The 17528-nt window shown below is 68.1% G+C and carries 14 protein-coding genes and 2 pseudogenes; 8 read left to right on the plus strand and 8 right to left on the minus strand.

The genetic code is table 11. The features are described from left to right. Nucleotides 1-170 precede the first annotated feature (170 nt). Nucleotides 171-572 (plus strand): helicase-associated domain-containing protein, encoded by a 402-nt coding sequence (locus EFK10_RS33065; protein WP_240677629.1) that lies wholly within the window; start codon nt 171-173, stop codon nt 570-572. 101 nt (nt 573-673) lie between these two features. Here EFK10_RS33065 and EFK10_RS33070 read toward each other — a convergent pair whose 3' ends face one another. The 4 genes and pseudogenes from EFK10_RS33070 to EFK10_RS33085 all read right to left on the minus strand — a co-directional run. Continuing rightward, complete coding sequence (locus EFK10_RS33070) at nt 674-1096, minus strand: type II toxin-antitoxin system VapC family toxin (protein WP_127359343.1); 423 nt, start codon at nt 1094-1096, stop codon at nt 674-676. Then, complete coding sequence (locus EFK10_RS33075; RefSeq protein ID WP_127359344.1) at nt 1093-1323, minus strand: FitA-like ribbon-helix-helix domain-containing protein; 231 nt, start codon at nt 1321-1323, stop codon at nt 1093-1095. Before EFK10_RS33075 ends, EFK10_RS33070 begins: the two co-directional genes overlap by 4 nt. A 560-nt stretch (nt 1324-1883) precedes the next feature. After that, complete coding sequence (locus tag EFK10_RS33080; protein WP_127359345.1) at nt 1884-3122, minus strand: PP2C family protein-serine/threonine phosphatase; 1239 nt, start codon at nt 3120-3122, stop codon at nt 1884-1886. Nucleotides 3123-3748: 626 nt separating this feature from the next. After that, a pseudogene (locus EFK10_RS33085) lies at nt 3749-4378 on the minus strand (Ni/Fe hydrogenase subunit alpha); the annotation flags it as partial. Nucleotides 4379-4669: 291 nt separating this feature from the next. On the opposite strand from EFK10_RS33085, the gene EFK10_RS33090 reads away from it, so the two are divergent. The 5 genes from EFK10_RS33090 (at nt 4670) to EFK10_RS33115 (ending at nt 11138) form a co-directional block, all read left to right on the plus strand. Further along, nucleotides 4670-5935, plus strand: a complete 1266-nt coding sequence (locus tag EFK10_RS33090) for an APC family permease (RefSeq protein WP_127359346.1) — start codon at nt 4670-4672, stop codon at nt 5933-5935. Between the two features lie 287 nt (nt 5936-6222). Next, entirely contained in the window at nt 6223-6714 is a 492-nt protein-coding gene (locus EFK10_RS33095) for a DoxX family protein (protein ID WP_127359347.1), read from the plus strand. 139 nt (nt 6715-6853) lie between these two features. Then, nucleotides 6854-7810: an LppY/LpqO family protein gene (locus tag EFK10_RS33100; protein ID WP_127359348.1), complete on the plus strand. Its 957-nt coding sequence runs from the start codon at nt 6854-6856 to the stop codon at nt 7808-7810. A 1124-nt stretch (nt 7811-8934) separates the two neighbouring features. After that, nucleotides 8935-10398 carry an MFS transporter gene (locus tag EFK10_RS33110; RefSeq protein ID WP_127359349.1) on the plus strand — a complete coding sequence of 488 codons (1464 nt, stop codon included), beginning with the start codon at nt 8935-8937 and terminating at the stop codon, nt 10396-10398. 464 nt (nt 10399-10862) lie between these two features. Further along, a complete protein-coding gene (locus EFK10_RS33115) occupies nt 10863-11138 on the plus strand; it encodes a hypothetical protein (RefSeq protein ID WP_127359350.1) in 276 nt (91 codons plus the stop codon). A 295-nt stretch (nt 11139-11433) separates the two neighbouring features. Here the strand turns inward: EFK10_RS33115 and EFK10_RS33120 are convergent, their stop codons facing one another. Then, the gene (locus EFK10_RS33120; protein WP_127359351.1) at nt 11434-12264 is read right to left on the minus strand and encodes an oxidoreductase; all 831 of its coding nucleotides are present in this window, start codon (nt 12262-12264) and stop codon (nt 11434-11436) included. A 68-nt stretch (nt 12265-12332) separates the two neighbouring features. Continuing rightward, nucleotides 12333-13241 (minus strand): helix-turn-helix transcriptional regulator, encoded by a 909-nt coding sequence (locus EFK10_RS33125; RefSeq protein WP_127359352.1) that lies wholly within the window; start codon nt 13239-13241, stop codon nt 12333-12335. Between the two features lie 384 nt (nt 13242-13625). On the opposite strand from EFK10_RS33125, the pseudogene EFK10_RS33130 reads away from it, so the two are divergent. Beyond that, nucleotides 13626-13769: pseudogene (locus tag EFK10_RS33130) on the plus strand (alcohol dehydrogenase); the annotation flags it as partial. A 74-nt stretch (nt 13770-13843) separates the two neighbouring features. After that, nucleotides 13844-14821 (plus strand): aldo/keto reductase, encoded by a 978-nt coding sequence (locus EFK10_RS33135; protein ID WP_127359353.1) that lies wholly within the window; start codon nt 13844-13846, stop codon nt 14819-14821. 609 nt (nt 14822-15430) lie between these two features. Here EFK10_RS33135 and EFK10_RS33140 read toward each other — a convergent pair. Both EFK10_RS33140 and EFK10_RS33145 read right to left on the minus strand, forming a co-directional pair. After that, a complete protein-coding gene (locus EFK10_RS33140; protein ID WP_240677630.1) occupies nt 15431-16213 on the minus strand; it encodes an LLM class flavin-dependent oxidoreductase in 783 nt (260 codons plus the stop codon). 399 nt (nt 16214-16612) lie between these two features. Then, the gene (locus EFK10_RS33145; RefSeq protein WP_127359354.1) at nt 16613-17341 is read right to left on the minus strand and encodes an SDR family NAD(P)-dependent oxidoreductase; all 729 of its coding nucleotides are present in this window, start codon (nt 17339-17341) and stop codon (nt 16613-16615) included. Nucleotides 17342-17528: the final 187 nt, after the last annotated feature.

Consider the following 17528-nt stretch of genomic DNA (forward strand, 5'->3'; position numbering starts at 1 on the left):
TCTGCGGCAGTACACGGCACGCCCACCGCAGGACCATGATCCACTACAGCAGCGCCAGGGGACCCATCGACCCAGCCCCGAATTAACCACCAAGATCCCTGTGGGGCTCGAAAAGTCATCGGCGCAGGTCAAGCGGCGTACCGGTACTCGTTGATAGCGCCGGCGACCGGGTGTGGACCCTGAGCGCCGGCTCCCTCCTGAGTGCCCTGGACACCAAGCGCACCCTGAAGGAGCTCCGCTGTTACCTTGCACAGGCGTCCTCGCAGCCGCTGCCGCAAACCGTCGTCACCCTGCTGGACGACACCGAACGCCGCCTCGGCAAGGTCCGCGACACCGGCCCGGTCCACCTCATCGAGTGCGCCGATGAAGCCCTGGCTGCTCTCCTTGCGGGCGACCGCCGCCTGCGCGCCCTCTATACCCGCCTCGGTGAGCGGCAGCTGGCCGTCCCCGCTGAAAAGCTCCCCGCGTTCCGCAAAGCCCTGCTCGCCCAGGGCTACCCACTGGGGCTACCCACTGGCCTGACCCGGACGGATCCGCTCCGGCTCAGGGCAAGGGGGAGCGCCAGAACCTGATCGGGGCGCGGCGGACGCCACGGCCAGACCCGGTGCGACAGCTTTGGAACCTCACAGACCGTTCATGGGTTGTGGAACCCCGCACGTTGGTGCTGCTGGGGTCAGGTGCTGGATGCCTCGAAGGTCTCGATCGTGCAGCGTGCTGCTCCGCTGCGTTCGATCCTGGCGTCGCTGGTGATCAGCGGAACACCGAAGCTCTCGGCGAGGGCTACGTAATGCGCGTCGTAGACGGAGAGGTTGTTCGACAGCTCGCGTACGCGCTGCCACAGGACCAGCGTTGGGTGCAGGTCGAGAGCGAGGGCCTGGTAGTCGGTGATCGCCTTCAGCGCCTCCTTTTCCGTGATCTTGGGCTTGCCCCCTCGCCGGCCGCGGGCCAACCCGAAGGCGGCCGAGGTGATTTCGTAGTCCAGCAGGCCCGGCGCTGCGAGAGTATCGGCGCGGCCCACCCGCTCACGGATCGCGGTTCCGGTCTTGCCGTGGTCGAGGAGGAAGTGGACAAGGCTGGAGCAGTCAATGACGATCAACGTCGGTCCCGCCCGTCCTCGATGGCGTCGAGGATGTCGGTCGTATCGAGCTCGGTGCGGGTTTCACGCTCCAGACGTGTGGCCATCTCCGCGAGGGTGGGCTTAACAGCTTCCCGGGAGAGAAGCTCCAGGGCGTATGCCTGGAGCGACTTGCCCGCCTGTGCGGCGCGGACCTTCAGGGCGTTGAGTGTGTCGTCCGGGACATCCCGGATCGTGATCGCGGTCATGCCTTCATTTTAGCAGCAACGCAGGCGATATGCAGTCATCGGGATTCTGTCCGGGACCGGCTACGTCGAAGAGGCTTCGTGAGAAGCCATTCTCTAGGAGTCGACGACCACTCGCAGGAGGGTCTGTTGGAGACCAACAACCCTGATGAGTTAGCCTTCTGACGCTCCCGGTGGCCAGCCGGTGGCCGGACGCCTTTGGACGACGTAATACGAGGCAGTACAGGTCAACCAGTCGCATGTGCTCTGATCAGGCAGAACAGCACAGGAGGGCACCAGTGGGCACCACGCAACGCGAACACTCACGGTCTCGTAATGCGTAGGTCTCGGGTTCGGATCCCGAAGGCGGCTCCCCAAAGGCCCAGGTCAAACCCCAGTTGACCTGCTGGCAAGATCATTGTCTGGTCCGGGATGCTGGGCGCCTGTCGCCGAAGGCCCAGGAAGCTCTGCAGATGCGGGCCACGGCAGCACTTCGCGCCGGCCGGGACCGGCTCAACTCAAGAAGAAAGAAACGCACCCGATTTCCTATTCGGCGCTGATTTCGTACCCCTGTGAGGGGCGGCTTACAGGCGCACGATGACGAGTGCTGTGTCGTCGCGGCCTCCGATGCTGAGTCCGAGGCGGGCGAGCAGGCTGTCGGCGAGTTGCTCCGGATCCGGCTCGGTCAGAGACGCCAGGGTGCTGGTGAGGCGGGCCAAGCCGGTGTCGATGTCCTCGCCTCGGCGCTCGATCAGCCCGTCGGTGTAGAGGATGAGGGTGTCACCCGGGGTGTAGGGCAGGGCCGCCTGGGGGCCCGGTACGGGGTCGGGGCGGACGCCCAGGGGTGGGTCGGTGGCCTGGTCGAGGAGGTCGAAGCTGCCGTCGGGATGTAGGAGGACGGGTGGCGGGTGGCCGGCGCTGCTGTAGACGATCAGACGGCTGCGGGTGTCGACCAGCACGTTGGCAGCCGTGGTAGACAGTGCTCCGTCGACGGAGCGGGCGTACAGCCCGAGGATGTCCATTCCCTCGGCGGGGCCGTGAGCGATGCGGTTGACGGCGTTGAGGGCGGTGCGCAAGGTGCCCATGACGACGGCGGCCTCCAGCCCGTGGCCGACCACGTCGCCGACGGAGACCGCGAACCGGTCCGGGTGCACATTGACGACGTCGTACCAGTCGCCGCACACGTTCAGCGATCCGACGGCGGGCAGGTAGCGCACCGCGATATTGGGATGCCGTGCCAGGTCGGGAGAGGTCAGGAGGCCTTTCTGAAGCGTGACGGCCACCTGGCGCTCACGGGCGTGAGCCTTCCGCAACTGCGCGTTCACATACTGCACCTGCTGCGCGCGGGCATACAGTTCGCCCTGCAGCGGCTCCTCGCACGTGCAGGGCACCCCGTTCGCTGCTTCCCCCTCGCCATGGGAGCGGACGAACTGGGTCACGTCCTCGTAGCGGACCATGATCCATGCCACGGCCCCGTCCGGCCCGAGGACTGGGATGATCAGCGGCGACCACCAGCGCTCGTCGAAGACGCCCGGCTGAGCAAAGGGAGCGATGTCGTAGCGCACCAGCGCGAGAGCTTCCGCCTTTCCGGTCTCCAAAACTCGTTTCAGCGCGGTGAGGAGATCCCCACCCCTGCTGGCTGCCGGAGCGGCCAGGTTCTCCGGGAAGGCGTCGAGGAAGGACCACCCGACAAGATCGTGACGGGGGCGTCCCACGACCTCCACAGCCGCCGGATTGGCATCCGCGATCATCAGATCGGGATCGAGCACCACGTACGGTGGCGCGGCAGCGAACAACGCAGCGTAATCGATCGCCCGTATCAATGCCCTACTTCTCCCTCGTACGTAAAGTGAAAGACTCAATCAAACTAGTGGAATCGCCCCAATAAGGGAACATTTGTGAGATTTTCACGCTGCCTACTTTGGCGGCGTAGGCATGAACCAGCGAGGACCTTGCGTTCGACACTGCTGGCGACGACGGAGGTTTCCGAGACCCCGGCACGTGATCGGACGATGCGCGTGTCCAGCCCATCAGGGTCTGTCGGCGACGGCTCAATTTGGGTTCTGGCACACTTTCCGTGCTGGCGCAACGGAGCGTTACCACCCGCCATCTGGAGCAGATGTCACACGGCGGGAATGCGAGGTTCTGTGCGTATGATGCCCGCTGATGATCATGGAGCCCGTGACGCTCTGTGCCCTGGCACGGAAAGTGTGCCAGAACCTCAATTTGGGGCCGGCCTGGACGGTTCAATCGTGAGCCATCGTGCGCTCTTGTTGGTTGGCGTCAACCGTTGACAGAGTCTCAGGAAGATCAGGTAGAGCGTGCGCAACGCCATGCAGCCCGAGACTGCCATGATCGCCCGGAACTGCAAAGTGCCTGATCAGAGGCTACACGTGAGTTCTGGCACCCTACAGGGGCGACGGCGACGGGCATCCCGGGTCGCAGGAGTTCAGCTTCGCTCGATCGTGAGGTCGAGGAAGTGGGCGGAGCAGGAGATGCAGGGGTCGTAGTTGCGGATGGCCCTTTCGCAAAGGTCGGCCAGCCGGCCATCGGTGGCCTCCCCGGTGCTCAGCCGCTCCTGAACGATGCGCCGCAGGTCTTCTTCGATCGCGCCCTGGTTCTGCGCCGTCGGCGGGACGAGGCTCGCGTCGGTAAGTGTCCCGTTCGGGTCATGGTGTAGCGGTGGTAGAGCAGGCCGTGGTGCCTCGGTGGCTCCGTGACCGGTACCGGGGCGTGGGGGCACGTCGAGGTAGGGGCGGGAGGGCGGCTGGTAGGCGTCGATGATGCGCAGCGCTTCGTCGACGGCGTAGAGCACCTCGACGGCGCGGACGACGATGCTGCGGTACGGGTTGCGGCACCACGCGCCCGCCCCCGGGTCGCCGAGTCCGGCGTCCCGGGCGGCTTGCAGGGCGATCGGGGACAGCCATCGTCCGCTGATCGCGTAACGGGCGAGCGAGCCGGTCAGGTGACGGCGCCCGTCCAGGAGGGAGTGCAGCGCGGTGGAGTGCGGCACTTGAGTCTCGATGACATGGGCATCGAACTCCCGGACGCCGAAGGTGCGGGTGGGCAGTGGCCGGTCGCTGTCGGCGGGCAATCCGGCTGCGCTAGGGACTGTCCGGCCGATCTAGCTAGGGAGTGGGCAGCGCCGCCCCTCGCCACCCCGCTCGACGGCTATCCCGTGAACAGGCGGGCCAGTACGGAGGGTGGCAGAGCGAGGCTCCGGTGTCGGTGATCATGCTCGCTCGAACATGCGAGGCCATCGCGGGCACGCCGATGGGCGGGCGGGGTCGGCTGCTCGACACCCTGTTCCTATATCGTGCGCCGATATCGGAATCCGTAATGGCTGCGGGCCGTGGTCGAGGAGCGAGCGATGGGTGCGTCGGCGGCATCTGCCGAAGCGGGAGAGCTGAAGCGGCACCTGGGCGTGTTCGACGCCGTGGTGATCGGGCTCGGGTCGATGATCGGCGCGGGGATCTTCGCCGCGCTCGCCCCGGCCGCCGGCGCGGCGGGGTCGGGGCTGCTGCTGGGCCTGGCGCTGGCCGCGGTGGTGGCCTACTGCAACGCCACCTCCTCCGCCCGCCTGGCCACGCGCTACCCGCAGTCCGGCGGCACGTACGTCTACGGCCGCGAGCGACTGGGCGACTTCTGGGGCTACCTGGCCGGCTGGGGCTTCGTGGTCGGCAAGACCGCCTCCTGCGCGGCGATGGCCCTCACCGTGGGCTCGTACGTGTGGCCCGGCCAGGCGCACGCCGTGGCGGTCGCCGCGGTGGTGGCGCTGACCGCGGTGAACTACGTCGGCGTGCAGAAGTCCGCATGGCTGACACGCGGGATCGTCGCGGTCGTCCTGGCAGTGCTCGCCGCCGTGGTCACCGCCTGCCTGACCGGCGGCACGGCGCAGGCCGCGCGGCTGGACGTCGGGACGGACGCCACCTTCGGCGGCGTGCTCCAGGCGGCCGGGCTGCTGTTCTTCGCGTTCGCCGGCTACGCCCGCATCGCCACCCTCGGCGAGGAGGTCCGCGACCCGAAGCGGACCATCCCCCGCGCGATCCCCCTCGCGCTCGGCATCACGCTGGTCGTCTACGCGGCCGTCGCCGTCGCCGTGCTCGCGGTGCTCGGGCCGGACCGGCTCGCCCACACCGCGGCCCCGCTCGCCGAGGCCGTGCGCGCCGCCGGTGTCCCGGGCCTGGCGCCAGTGGTGCGCATCGGGGCGGCCGTCGCAGCGATCGGGTCACTGCTTGCCCTGATCCTCGGGGTCTCGCGCACCACCCTCGCGATGGCCCGCGACCGGCACCTGCCGCACGCGCTGGCCGCCGTCCACCCGCGGTTCCAGGTGCCGCACCGCGCCGAACTCGCGGTCGGCGTGGTGGTCGCCGTCCTGGCCGCCACCACAGACGTGCGCGGCGCGATCGGCTTCTCCTCTTTCGGCGTGCTCGCCTACTACGCCATTGCCAACGCCTCCGCCTGGACTCTCACCCCCGCCGAGGGCCGCCCCGCACGGATCGTGCCGGTCGTCGGCACGGCCGGCTGCCTGGCCCTGGCCTTCGCCCTGCCGCTGGCCTCGGTCCTGTGGGGGGCCGCGGTGATTGTGGCCGGTGCCGCCGCCTACGGCTTGCGCAGGACTCTCACTCGCGCCTGACCGGGGCGGACTCTCCCGCTACGGGCGGCGCTGGCCGGGGACCGGCGGGCAGCAGTTTGCGGGCCAGTGCCCACCGGTCCCCGGTCGGCGCCGCCTGCCCGCCTCGGTCGCCCGGTCCGCGCGGCGTCGACTACCGGCTCGCCCCAACCCCTCCGGCGTGTACGGGAGGCCTGCACGGCGGCAGCACCTCACCCGTGCGTGTGAACAACCCGGCTCGGCGCTGTTCCAAGCCACAGCGACGCCGGAGGATATCGGCATCCGATAACCATCCCAGCGAGGCCCCCGGCATGACACCGTCCCGCAGCTGGCTGTCCCGAGCGATCCACACCGGCGCACCGGGTGCGGTGATGTGGATTCGCTTCTACGTGGGGGCGGTCTTCCTGTGCGAGGGCATCTTGAAGTTCCTGCGCCCCGTCGCGCTGGGGACCGGCCGGTTCGGCAAGGCAGGCATTCCCGCGCCCGACTTCTTCGCCACTCTCGACGGGATCTTCGAGATCGGCTGCGGGGTCCTGATCTTGGTGGGCCTGTTCACCCGACTGGCCGCACTGCTCATGGTGGTCGACATGATCGGTGCCCTGGCGATCACCAAACTGCCGATCCTGTGGGGCCACGCACCGTTGTTCAAGGGCGAGAGCGGCTGGTGGGACTTCGCCCACGAGTCCCGCCTCGACCTCGCCCAGCTCTGCGGCAGCGTCTTCCTACTGCTGGTGGGCGCAGGCCACTACTCCGTGGACGCCCGCCTGCAGCGCACCATCGCCGCCGACGCCGCACCCCGCTGACCCGCCGCGCTACCGCCCGGCCCACCGATGGCCTCCTCGGTCCCCCGGGGGAGCGCCCCCGGAGCGCTCGTGCTACCCACAAAAGCGAACGGACCTCACCGGCCACTGCCGGTGCCGGGCGATCTCCAGGAGGCCCCCGATGGCCGACCGCACCCTTCCGCGCCGGCGGCGCACCGCTCTGGCCGCCGCCACCCTCGCCACGAGCATTCCCCTCACTCTCGGCACGACGCCGACACGGGCTCCCGCACCGGCCACGGCGTCCACTCCCGCGCCGGGCATCGACTGGAACGCCGTGGGTCGCGCCATCGGCCGGCCGCTGAAAACCGAGGCCAGCGGCGTGCACACCGCCGAGTGGCTGCGCACGGACCTGCATGTGGTCAACGCCGGGGTCACCGAGAACCCCGGCATGGAGCTGAACGCCGAGGCGTCCTTCCACCAGACCATCAACGGCCGAGCGGTCATGATCGGCGAGGTCACCCTCACCGATACCGAAGTGGACAAGGTCGCCGACCGCCTACAGCAAGGCGGCGTGGAGATCACCGCGCTCCACAAGCACATCCAGGCCGAGACCCCGCGCCTGTGGTGGATGCACTACTGGGCCCTGGGCGACCCCGTCTCCATCGCGCGCACCGTGTACGCCGCCCTCGCCCAGACCCGCATCCCCCTCAACCAGAAGCAGGAGAAGGAACCGCCGATCGCGCTGCCTACGGGCGCGCTGAACCGCATCATCGGCGCCCAGGGCGACAACGAGAACGGCGTGCTGCAGTACCACATCCCCGTCTCCCAGCACGTCACCGACACCCGCGCCCACCTCATGCTGCCGTACCTGATGGAGGCGTCCACCCTGCTGATGTTCCAGCCGCTCGGCGGCGGACGCGCCGCGATCAACGGGGACTTCACCATGACCGCCGACCAGGTCAACCCGGTGATCAAGGCCCTGCGCTCGCACGGCCTGACCATCATCGAGCTGCACAACCACATGCTCTACGAACACCCCCGCCTGTTCTACCTGCACTTCTGGAAGACCGGGCAGGCCACCGCACTGGCCCGCGCCCTGCGCGCCGGCCTGGACCAAGTCCACGCCCCGCGGCACTGAAGCCCCCTGCCGACCCTCCGTCAGACCTGTCGGCCAAGAACCTCACGGGCCAGCTCCGCGGGCGCCCGCCGGTCCTCGGCCAGCGCCGCCCTCCCGGCCTCGGTGGCCCGATACGCCCGACGGGTGCGGCCGCTGGGCGTCGAGACGACCGGCACCGGCGCCTCCGGGCATCTGGACGTATCCGAACGACGGCGGGGCTGGTGGGTCTGACGAGCGCCATCGGTCCGGGGGCGACCGATTCGTACGCGGCGTCGGGTGTGGCGCTGCCGATCGCGCACTTCGCGCCCATGGTGGTGGATGCGGCCCAGAAACGGTCGCAGTCATCAATGAGTGGCTGCACTCGGCACTGACAAATCAGGATGCTTCCTGCAACGACCAGCGGTTCGGCAACAGCCGCTTGCGAGCCGGACCTGCGGTGCCCGTTGCGGCCTCCAAGCCTGAAGTTTAAGGCGGTCGGCCATGCCGCCTCCTACGCCATGCATGCGGGGGGCTGGATTTGGCGCGGCATCGTCCCCTGGCGGAAAGTCATCTCCCGACCTGCAAGGACGGGTTGGCCGAGAGTGCGAATACGTGCTGCGGCGCAGCCACGGCGAGCCCTGCCGCCACGCCCCACCGTCTGCCTCCCCCGTCCGCTCGGTGTCCGCGAGCTTTACGGCATGACCAGATCCGTCAAGCCGAGCGCTCCCCCGGCGCACGGCAGGTGGCCGAAGGTGCGCGGCAGGCCGCCGCGCTCGGCGGGCCGCTCCACGCGCGGCTGGGGCGGGACAAAAGCCGCAGGTCGTCACATAGCGGTGGGTGCGGGCCAACAGGCCCTGGGACTTCGTACGTTGGCGCGCACCGGCGCGCCCTGGTCGTCGGCACCCGGGCGTCCGAAGGACCGTGGAGAAACCTTTGCGCAATGACACCTGGACAGCCCGTGCAAGCAGTTAAACACTCAATGACTACATCATCCTGTATGCAATTTGGTGATCTCTGACATGGGATCTGGCCGGATCTCTCAACGCCGACGCATGACGCCTCACTGGGCGCAAGCCTCGGCGTAGGGACCTGACACACGGCGCCGCCTGCCAACCCACGACAACAGGCGACGCAGGAACGGAAAGAATCGCGAGGAGCACGTCGATATGGCACAAACAACGCCAAGGACGACACAACTGGGCTACCAGGAGATCGTCAACGACACCGGGCGGGTCTTCCGCGTCGGAGAGACCGACAAGCAGCTCCTGGGATACCCGAGGTGGGTTGTCATCATGGCGGCCTGGGTGGTCATGTGTCTGTCCGGACTGGTGGAGTACACGTGGGGCGCACTGAACGGTTCGCTCGCCTCGGCACACCACTGGGGAACAGCGCCGGTCTTCTGGCTCTTCTCCTTCTTCGTGGCCTTCGAATCGGTCGTCCAGATCGGATCGGGCTTCCTGCGTAACAACGGCTACCTCCCGGTGAGGTGGGCGGTGATCGTCGGCGGCGTGATCTGCGGAATCCTCGCCTACGGAATCACCGCCTACTCGACGAGCATCTGGGAGGCGTATCTGGGCTACGCCGTCTTCGGCGGCATCGGCTCCGGGATGTGCTACTCGAGCGCTATCAACATCGTCGCCAAGTGGTACCCGGACAAGAAGGGCTGGCGGACCGGGTTCGTCAACGGCGGCTGGGCCTATGGTTCGGTCCCCTTCATCCTCGCCATCGGCGGCTTTGCCAGCGCCGGCGGAGGCAGCTCCCTCTCCTCGACGGCTACCAGGAACTTCATCCTGGCGCAGGGTGTCATCATGACCGTCGGGATCTTCCTCACTGGTCTGCTCATGAAAGACCCGCCGAAGAACTGGTGGCCTTCGGACGTCAATCCGCTCGAGTGGACGAAGAACAAGCGCACTGCCCGCGATCTGCACAGCAACCCGCCTGCGTTCAGCCACTACACGCTGCGTCAGATGTGGTACACGCCCCAGGCCAAGTGGCTCGGCGTCCAGTACGCCCTCTACATCGGCTGCTCATTGTTCGGTGTGGCGTATTACTACGAATTCGCTCAGCAGATGCAGCTGGGCGCGGTCGCGGCGGTGGGGGGCGCAGCCGGATTCGCGCTGGCCGACGGCGCGGCCCGGCCTTTCTACGGGCTGCTGTCGGAGTACATCGGGCGAAGGCGCACCATGGCCTACGCCTACTCGGGCAACGTGGTTTTCCAGTTGCTGACCCTGTGGGCGGGTCTCGCGCACCAGCCTGTTCTCTTCGCGATATGCGCGGTCATCTCCGGAGGCCTGGCGGGCGCGAACTTCCCGATGACCGCGGCCGCTGTCGCGGACTACTACGGGGAGAACAACAACGCCGTCAACTACGGCTCGATCTACGCCTGGAAGACGCTAGGCGGAAGCTTTGCCGGCGGCCTGGCGGCGCTCGTCATGACCGGCACGCTCTACGGCAATGCGCAGTTCCACTGGGAACGAGGCTTCTTCTTCGGAGCGACTCTCGGGGCGCTCGGGGCACTCGTCGTCTATTTCAAGTGCAAACCGCCGACGCGCGAGCAGTGGCAGACGGCCCTTGCCAAGGCGGAAGCGGCAGAAGCGCGCAACGTTCCGATCGGGTCGGCCGTGGTGTAAACGCGCCGTTCCGATCGGGAGGCCCTGTGTGACACGTCGGTCGCGAGCCCTGTAGCCGACGGGCGGCGGGTTCCGCCACCCAGTGGAAGCCGCGGACCGACTCGGGCAGGAGGGACGTCCCGGAGCGCCTTTTTCGGAGCGTCGCCCTGCAACGTATGGCCGATCCCAGCGGCGTCGACCTCGACGCGACGATCACCACCGCGAGAGCCATGGTCCGCGCGGCTGCTCCCTGCCCCCTGAGCAATCGCGCGGACCACGGGGGCGCCGAATCAGTGGCGCCCGCCTTCCTTCGCCCCCTGCCCCCTGCCCCTGCTCCCCCTTGCGCAGCGCAGCGGGGCAGGGGGCGAAGCGATCGGGCACAAACGAGATCCTTGAAAATGATCATCTTCATGACCTTGCTCGTGCCGCCGTAGAGGCCACCCGGAACATGGCCCGGCGTGCAGACGCACGATCGGATCCCCCGCATGGATCCGCAAGCGCCGCAGCAGCTCGCGGCGACCGTAGCAGCACTCCGCTCGGCGACGCTGGGCATGTCACCGGCCGCGGCACGCAGATTCGCGGTCGGCTACGTCTCGGTGCTGGTTGTCCAGCTCTCGATTACCCACCCGGAGCTGGCGCAACTGGTCTCGGACAACACCGGTTTCAACGCCCTGATGTGCGCCGCCGCGGCGGGAAAGGCGACCGGGAAGGTCTGGGACCGGCTGCAGACCACCGGCGACACAGACCCGCCCGAGCAGTGAACAAGCTCAAGCGGCTGCCAGCGCACACCCGCGACATGAGCCCGCATCTCCAACCCGCCGGACCGGCCGGATCAGCGGCAGCCCCCGTCGTCTACCGGCGCGGTAACAGCGGACCCGCGAGCCGGCCTGCGGCAGTCACAGCGGAAAGAACGCGACCCGCACCGGCCCGCTGTGACGGCGGGCCGGGTAGCCGACGCATCGCGGGCGGTCGGCGCGACTACGGGCGGCACCGAGCTTGAGCCCGTCCTTCTGCTTGCGCCCGCTCTGGGAGAGTACCGTGACCTCGCTGGGAGGACTATGCGGGAAAGGCGGTGCTCCGGCTTGTCCGCTCCCAGGCGTCCAGCTCCGAGCGCAGGTCCTGCTCGACGCTGCGGAAGCCGTCGACGGCGTCGTCCCCGAGTAGCAGCATGAACGGCGGTTCGGGCGTTTCGACGGCCTCAATGATGACCTGGGCCGCCTTCGCGGGGTCACCCGGCTGGGTGCCGTGAGTGGCGTCGTTCTCCTTGCGGCGCTTCCCGGCAGTCTCGGCGTAGTCGGCGATCGTGTCCGGTGACTGCTGGAGCGAGCGCCCGGCGAAGTCGGTACGGAAGCCGCCGGGCTCCACGACCATCGCTGTGATGCCCAGCGGGGCGACCTCCTTGCGCAGCGACGCGGACAGCGCCTCAAGTGCCGCCTTCGTGGCGGAGTAGTACCCGGACCCGGGCGGGGAGATGCGGGCACCGATCGAGGAGATGCTGACGATGACGCCGCTCTGCCGGGCGCGCATGCCGGGAAGTACGGCCTTGATCATGTCAACGGCGCCGAAGAAGTTGGTGGCGAACAACTGCTGCACGTCCGCCTCCCGGCCTTCCTCGACGGCGGCGCGGTAACCGTAGCCGGCGTTGTTCACCAACACGTCGACCGAGCCGAAACGCTCCTCGGCCCGCTTGACCGTCCCGGTGACCTGCTCGGGGTCGGCCACGTCGAGCGGGAGAGCGAGCGCGGTGGCGGGGTAGGCATCCGCGAGGTCCTGGACGTGCGCGGCGTCCCGGGCGGTGATCACGGCGTGGTGGCCGCGTTCGAGTACGACCTGCGCGAGGGCGCGGCCGAGGCCGGTCGAGCAGCCGGTGATGAGCCAGGTGGACATGGTGGTGGAACCTTTCTTGGGGGTACATGGGCAGCCGGGGAGGAGATGGATCCGATGGAGGGTGCGGTTCAGCCGTGGCCCGGCAGGGGACGGCCGGCGGCAGGCTTCTGCTCCTCCTGGGAGGTGAGCAGGTCGAGCAGGACCATCGCGTCGTGGTCGGGGGAGCCGGGTTCTGCGTAGTAGGCGAGGAGGCGGTGACCGGGGGTGCCGTCGAGCTGCATCGACTGGTAGCCGAGGGTCAGGTCGCCGACGTCGGGGTGGTGGAAGGACTTGGTGTCGCTCCGGTGCCCTTTGACGTCGTAGCGCTCCCACATGCGGGCGAAGTCCGGGCTCTTGAGCAGCAGTTCGCCGACGAGCTGGGCCAGGTCGGGGGCGTCTGGGTCGGTGCCGGCCAGTGCCCGCAGCCGGGCGACGCAGCCGCGGATCTGGTTTTCCCAGTTGCCGAACACGTCGCGGGCGGCGGGGTGGAGGAAGAGGAATCGGGCGAGGTTGCGCTGCCGGGCAGGCCAGCTCTCGATGCCTGCGTACAGGCGCAGTCCGCCGGGGTTGGCGGCGAGCAGGTCGAAGGTGCGGCTGACGACATACGCGGGGGTGGGCCGCAGGCTGTCCAGCAGTAGTTTGACGCCAGGCCGCACGGTGCGGCTGGGCGCGGGGGGTGGTTCGGGGGCGTGCCGTGCGGCGAGCGTGGCGAGTTGCCGCAGGTGCTCGTGCTCGTCTGCTTCCAGCAGCAGGGCGCAGGCGAGGGAATCGACGACGGCCGAGCTGGGGCGGGTCTCCTTGCCGCGTTCCAGGCGAGCGTAGTAGTCGATGCTGACCCCGGCGAGGGTGGCCAGCTCCTCGCGGCGCAGCCCAGGTGTCCGTCGCAGCCCCGGGCCGGTGGTGAGGCCGACCTGCTCGGGGGTGACCTCGGCGCGGCGGGCCCGCAGGAACCGCCCCAGTTCGGTGCCGCCGCTGGCGCTGTGCTGCTCACTGGTCATCCTCTCAGTGTCACAAACTCCCTGACCTGGGCGGGAGACGTTTGGGGGGCCCTGTTACTCCCTGGAACGCCGCTGCCTGGCAGAACCCGCCCTGGCACCAGAGGCCTCCAGCGGAGACGGTGAGAGGTACCGGGGACGTGCCCTGAACCTCTCCTCGGTGTGCAGGGAGGTGGTCTCGGCTGAACGGCCGGTCGGAGAATCGGTAGGTTCACGACAATAATCGCGTCCATCGGTTAGATCGGGAACACCCTGCGTGAGCGGGGGTCCCTGAAAGCACGGCCCCCGCAGCCCGTCCTCACTCACGCGGAAGGATCCTGGTGACCCCGCCTCCCGGCCCGTCCCCACTCGTGTTCGGTACCGAGGCGACGAAGCACTCGCAGCCCGGAAATGCTCGACTTCTGCGCCGAACACGGCATCGGCGCGACCATCGAGACCATCCGGGCCGACCAGATCAACGAAGCCTACGAACGCGTCCACGCCTTCGACGTCCACTACCGTTTCGTCATCGACAAATCCACGCTGACCTGACCCCGTCCGACATGGACAGCCAGCACCGCGGCCCCACCGCTCCACGGGGCCACCGAGAGAGGAACGACCACCACATGCGCACCACCACACTGGGCACCAAAGGACCCGAGGTCGGTGTCATCGGCCTGGGCTGCATGGGCATGACCTTCGCCTACGACACCGCTACCCCCCGCGACGAGGCCACCTCGATCTCCGTCATCCACCAGGCCCTTGACCACGGTTCGACGCTGATCGACACAGCCGACGTCTACGGCCCGTTCACCAACGAGGAACTGGTCGGCCGGGCCCTGGTCGGCAGCCACCGGGACCGCGCGGTACTGGCCACCAAGGTCGGCCTCTACGTATCCGACCCCACCGGCGGCCCCCAGAGCTCCCCGCTCATCGCCAACAACGGCCGCCCCGACCACGTCCGCGCCGCCATCGATGACAGCCTGCGCCGCCTGGGCACCGACCACGTCGACCTCTACCAGCTCCACCGCGTCGACCCCGAGGTCCCCATTGAGGAGACCTTCGGCGCGATGGCCGAAGCTGTCACCGCCGGAAAAGCCCGGCACCTGGGCCTGTCCGAGGTCACCGTCGAGCAGATCAAGCGCGCTCAAGCCGTGCACCCGGTGACCTCCGTCCAGTCCGAGTTCTCCCTATGGACCCGCGACGTCCAGGCCGAGGTCCTGCCCTACTGCCAGGACCAAGGCATCGCCCTCCTGCCGTTCTCCCCGCTGGGACGCGGCTTCCTCGCCGGCCGTTTCTCCTCTTTCGACGACCTCCCCCAGGACGACTTCCGTCGACGCAACCCTCGCTTCCAGCAGGACGCCCTGCGCGTCAACCTCGCCATCGTCGACCGCGTCCGCGCCGTCGCCGAACGAGCCGCTGTCACCCCGGCACAGGTCGCCCTGGCCTGGGTCGTCGCCCAAGGCCCGTGGGTCGTACCCATCCCCGGGACCAAGACCCCGAAGTACCTGCTCGACAACGCCGGCGCGGGCGACGTGCAGCTCAGCGAGCAGGACCTGACCGACCTCGACGCCCTGCCCGCGCCGGAGGGCGGACGCTACTGAGTCCACTGCGGCCCGCCGATCGGCAGTTCCGGCAAGTTCCGCAGGCTGGCGACATAGCGGACGGGGCAGAACATCTGTAGATTCGCCGCCCCTGGGTGCACAGCATCTGGATGCTGTCGGTTGGCAACCCGCCCCGCCGGGCACGGGGCCCAAGAGGCGCTGCGTGTGAGCGGGGACAGTGAGAGGCACGGCATCCGCCCCTACTGGATTTGGCTGCGACCGGACGTTCTGAAAGAGCAGGGGAGCGCAAGGGGAGCGCGGACTCCTTTGGACTTGCCGACACGACGCAATACGAACGAGCATTACTCATGCCCTCTGGTGTCGGGTTGACCATCAGGCGAGCACCGCCTCTACGGCGGGGCGGATGACGGAGAGAGCGCCCAGCTCGCGGGCAGTGTACTGGAGTTCGCTGACCCAGCCGCGTCCGTCGCGGCGCAGGTAGCGGCCGAGTGCGGACAGTGCGAGGGTTTCACCGGGTCCTCCGCAGTCCGGCTGACCCGCCGCCGCCCCTTCTCCACGCTCACCGACCGGACATACACTCCCGAACGAGCCCAGCTCTCCAAGGGCCGCCGTACCGCGCCGCGCACGAGGTGTGCGACGCGCCGGTCCTTATACATCGCGGGCGATGGCGATGAAGCGTTCGAGTTCGCCGGGGATGTCGGGACCGGTGGGCTGGTAGACGATTTCGGTGATGCCGTCTCGGGCGTAGGCACTGAGCTTGTCGCGGATGCGGTCGGGGGTGCCGGTGACGGTGGTGGAGGTGATCGCCTGCCAGCTTCCCGCGTTCCAGGCGACGTTGTCGGCCGCGTTGAGGCCGGTGAGGTGCTGGTCATGTACGGCCAAGTGGCGTTCGGAGCGGGGGTGGGCGGTGATGGCGCCGAGCCAGGCTTGTCCGCCGGGCAGGGTGGTGGGGTCGCCGCCGAATTCGTAGGCGGCGTGGTAGGCCAGAGCGTTGCCGGGGCCGGCGGCTGCTCGGACGCGGGGGGAGTCGAGTCGTTCGTCCTGGCCCAGGACGGTGGCGTGGATGCCCAGCGCGGCCCAGGGGAATTCGTGGGCGTGGGCGGTTTCGCCGTTGACACTGAAGAGGCCGTCAGCGATCTCGCGGGTCGCAGCGAGACCTTTGGGGCCGAGCGCGGATACCAGCACCGGAATGTCGATGGGTCGCTGCGGTGCGTTCGTGCCCGGATGCATCATGCGCATGGGGGCGCCGTCCCATTCCACGGTGTCGCCGCGCAGCAGACCGCGTACCGTCCGGACGTACGTGCTGAGGTAGGACCAGGTGGCCGGGGGTGCGCCGAGGGCGCGCGTGCCGTTGAAGCCGGTGCCGAAGGCGAGGGCCACTCGGCCGGGTGCGAGGGCGGCGAGGGTGGCGGCGCCGGAGGCGTTGACCATCGGATGGCGCAGTGTCGGGACGAGGACACCGGGGGCGAGGCCGATAGCGATGGGTGCGTTCGGCGGCCAGCGCCAGCATCGCCCAGACGTCGGGGCTTTGGGCGGGTGTGTCATGGAGCCAGGCGCGGTAGTAGCCCAACTGCTCAGCGACGGCGATGTGTTCGGGCGAGTGCAGGGATGTAGCGAATTGACAGGAGATGTCCATCGGTCAGGCTCCTTGGAAAGGAAGGAAATTCCACCTCCCAGGCTCATGCCTGGGGCTCTGAGCTGAGGGGGGTGATCAAGCGGCACGTGCAGCGTTAGCGGGTGGTGAGCACCAGCCGGAAGCAGCTCTATGCCCGCAGGTGGTCACGACGGGCCCGCGAACTAATCGACACTGTCAGATGCGCCGTTGCGGTATTAGACTTGCGCTCTGCCGCCATCAACGAACAGTTCGATTCCCGTGACGAAGCTGGAGTCATCTGAGGCCAGAAAAAGCGCCGCCTTGGCGACTTCATCGGGCTCCCCCATGCGGCCCATCGGAATGGTGGACGCAATCTTCGCGATGGCGTCTTGAGGTTGCGTCGCCACAAGTGGCGTTTCGACCGGGCCAGGGCTGAGGACGTTGGACCGGATACGGCGATCCTTCAGCTCTACCGTCCACCCTCGAACGAAATTTCGGATGGCAGCCTTGCTCGCGCCGTAGACCGAGAACCCGGGGGTTCCCTTGACGCTCGCAACGGAGCCCGTGAGAATGATGGAGGCGCCGTCATTCAGTAGCGGTAGAGCCTTTTGTACCGTGAAGAGCGTCCCCTTCACGTTGATGTTGAAAATTTTGTCGAAATGTTCTTCCGTGACGCCCTCCAGCGAAGCGAACTCGCCTAGACCGGCGTTGGCGAAAACGATATCGATTCTCCCCTTTGTCTTGACGGTCTCGTAGAGGCGGTCAAGGTCTGCCAGTTCGGCGACGTCACCCTGAATGCCGGATACGTTGCCGCCGATTGCCTTCACGGCTTCATCGAGTTCTTTCTGGCGGCGGCCCGTGATGAAGACATAGGCGCCCTCTCTGACGAAGAGCTTTGCTGTGGACAGCCCGATCCCAGTGGTGCCGCCGGTGATGACCGCTACTTTTCCCTGCAACTTGCCCATAGTCACTACTCCCGACATTGGCAAATACGGTTGGTTGGACGGCCCGGGTTCATCCCGGATGCCGCAAACATCTCAGTTCGGAAAGGTAAGGTCGAGCCGACATACCCACGCCCAATGGCGAATTAAATCGCCAAGCGGCGGTCCTGTTCCTTCAGGCCCACGTCACGACCCGTATGCCGTCGCTCCA

It is taken from the genome of Streptomyces soli (genome assembly GCF_003999195.1).
Lineage (GTDB): Bacteria > Actinomycetota > Actinomycetes > Streptomycetales > Streptomycetaceae > Actinacidiphila > Actinacidiphila soli.

Bases quoted from the DNA above. Each gene is read 5' to 3' on its own strand.
- EFK10_RS33075 (WP_127359344.1), bottom strand. From the start codon at position 1,323: ATGACCGCGATCACGATCCGGGATGTCCCGGACGACACACTCAACGCC.
- EFK10_RS33090 (WP_127359346.1), top strand. From the start codon at position 4,670: ATGGGTGCGTCGGCGGCATCTGCCGAAGCGGGAGAGCTGAAGCGGCAC.
- EFK10_RS33095 (WP_127359347.1), top strand. From the start codon at position 6,223: ATGACACCGTCCCGCAGCTGGCTGTCCCGAGCGATCCACACCGGCGCA.
- EFK10_RS33100 (WP_127359348.1), top strand. From the start codon at position 6,854: ATGGCCGACCGCACCCTTCCGCGCCGGCGGCGCACCGCTCTGGCCGCC.
- EFK10_RS33110 (WP_127359349.1), top strand. From the start codon at position 8,935: ATGGCACAAACAACGCCAAGGACGACACAACTGGGCTACCAGGAGATC.
- EFK10_RS33115 (WP_127359350.1), top strand. From the start codon at position 10,863: ATGGATCCGCAAGCGCCGCAGCAGCTCGCGGCGACCGTAGCAGCACTC.
- EFK10_RS33120 (WP_127359351.1), bottom strand. From the start codon at position 12,264: ATGTCCACCTGGCTCATCACCGGCTGCTCGACCGGCCTCGGCCGCGCC.
- EFK10_RS33125 (WP_127359352.1), bottom strand. From the start codon at position 13,241: ATGACCAGTGAGCAGCACAGCGCCAGCGGCGGCACCGAACTGGGGCGG.
- EFK10_RS33135 (WP_127359353.1), top strand. From the start codon at position 13,844: ATGCGCACCACCACACTGGGCACCAAAGGACCCGAGGTCGGTGTCATC.
- EFK10_RS33140 (WP_240677630.1), bottom strand. From the start codon at position 16,213: ATGGTCAACGCCTCCGGCGCCGCCACCCTCGCCGCCCTCGCACCCGGC.
- EFK10_RS33145 (WP_127359354.1), bottom strand. From the start codon at position 17,341: ATGGGCAAGTTGCAGGGAAAAGTAGCGGTCATCACCGGCGGCACCACT.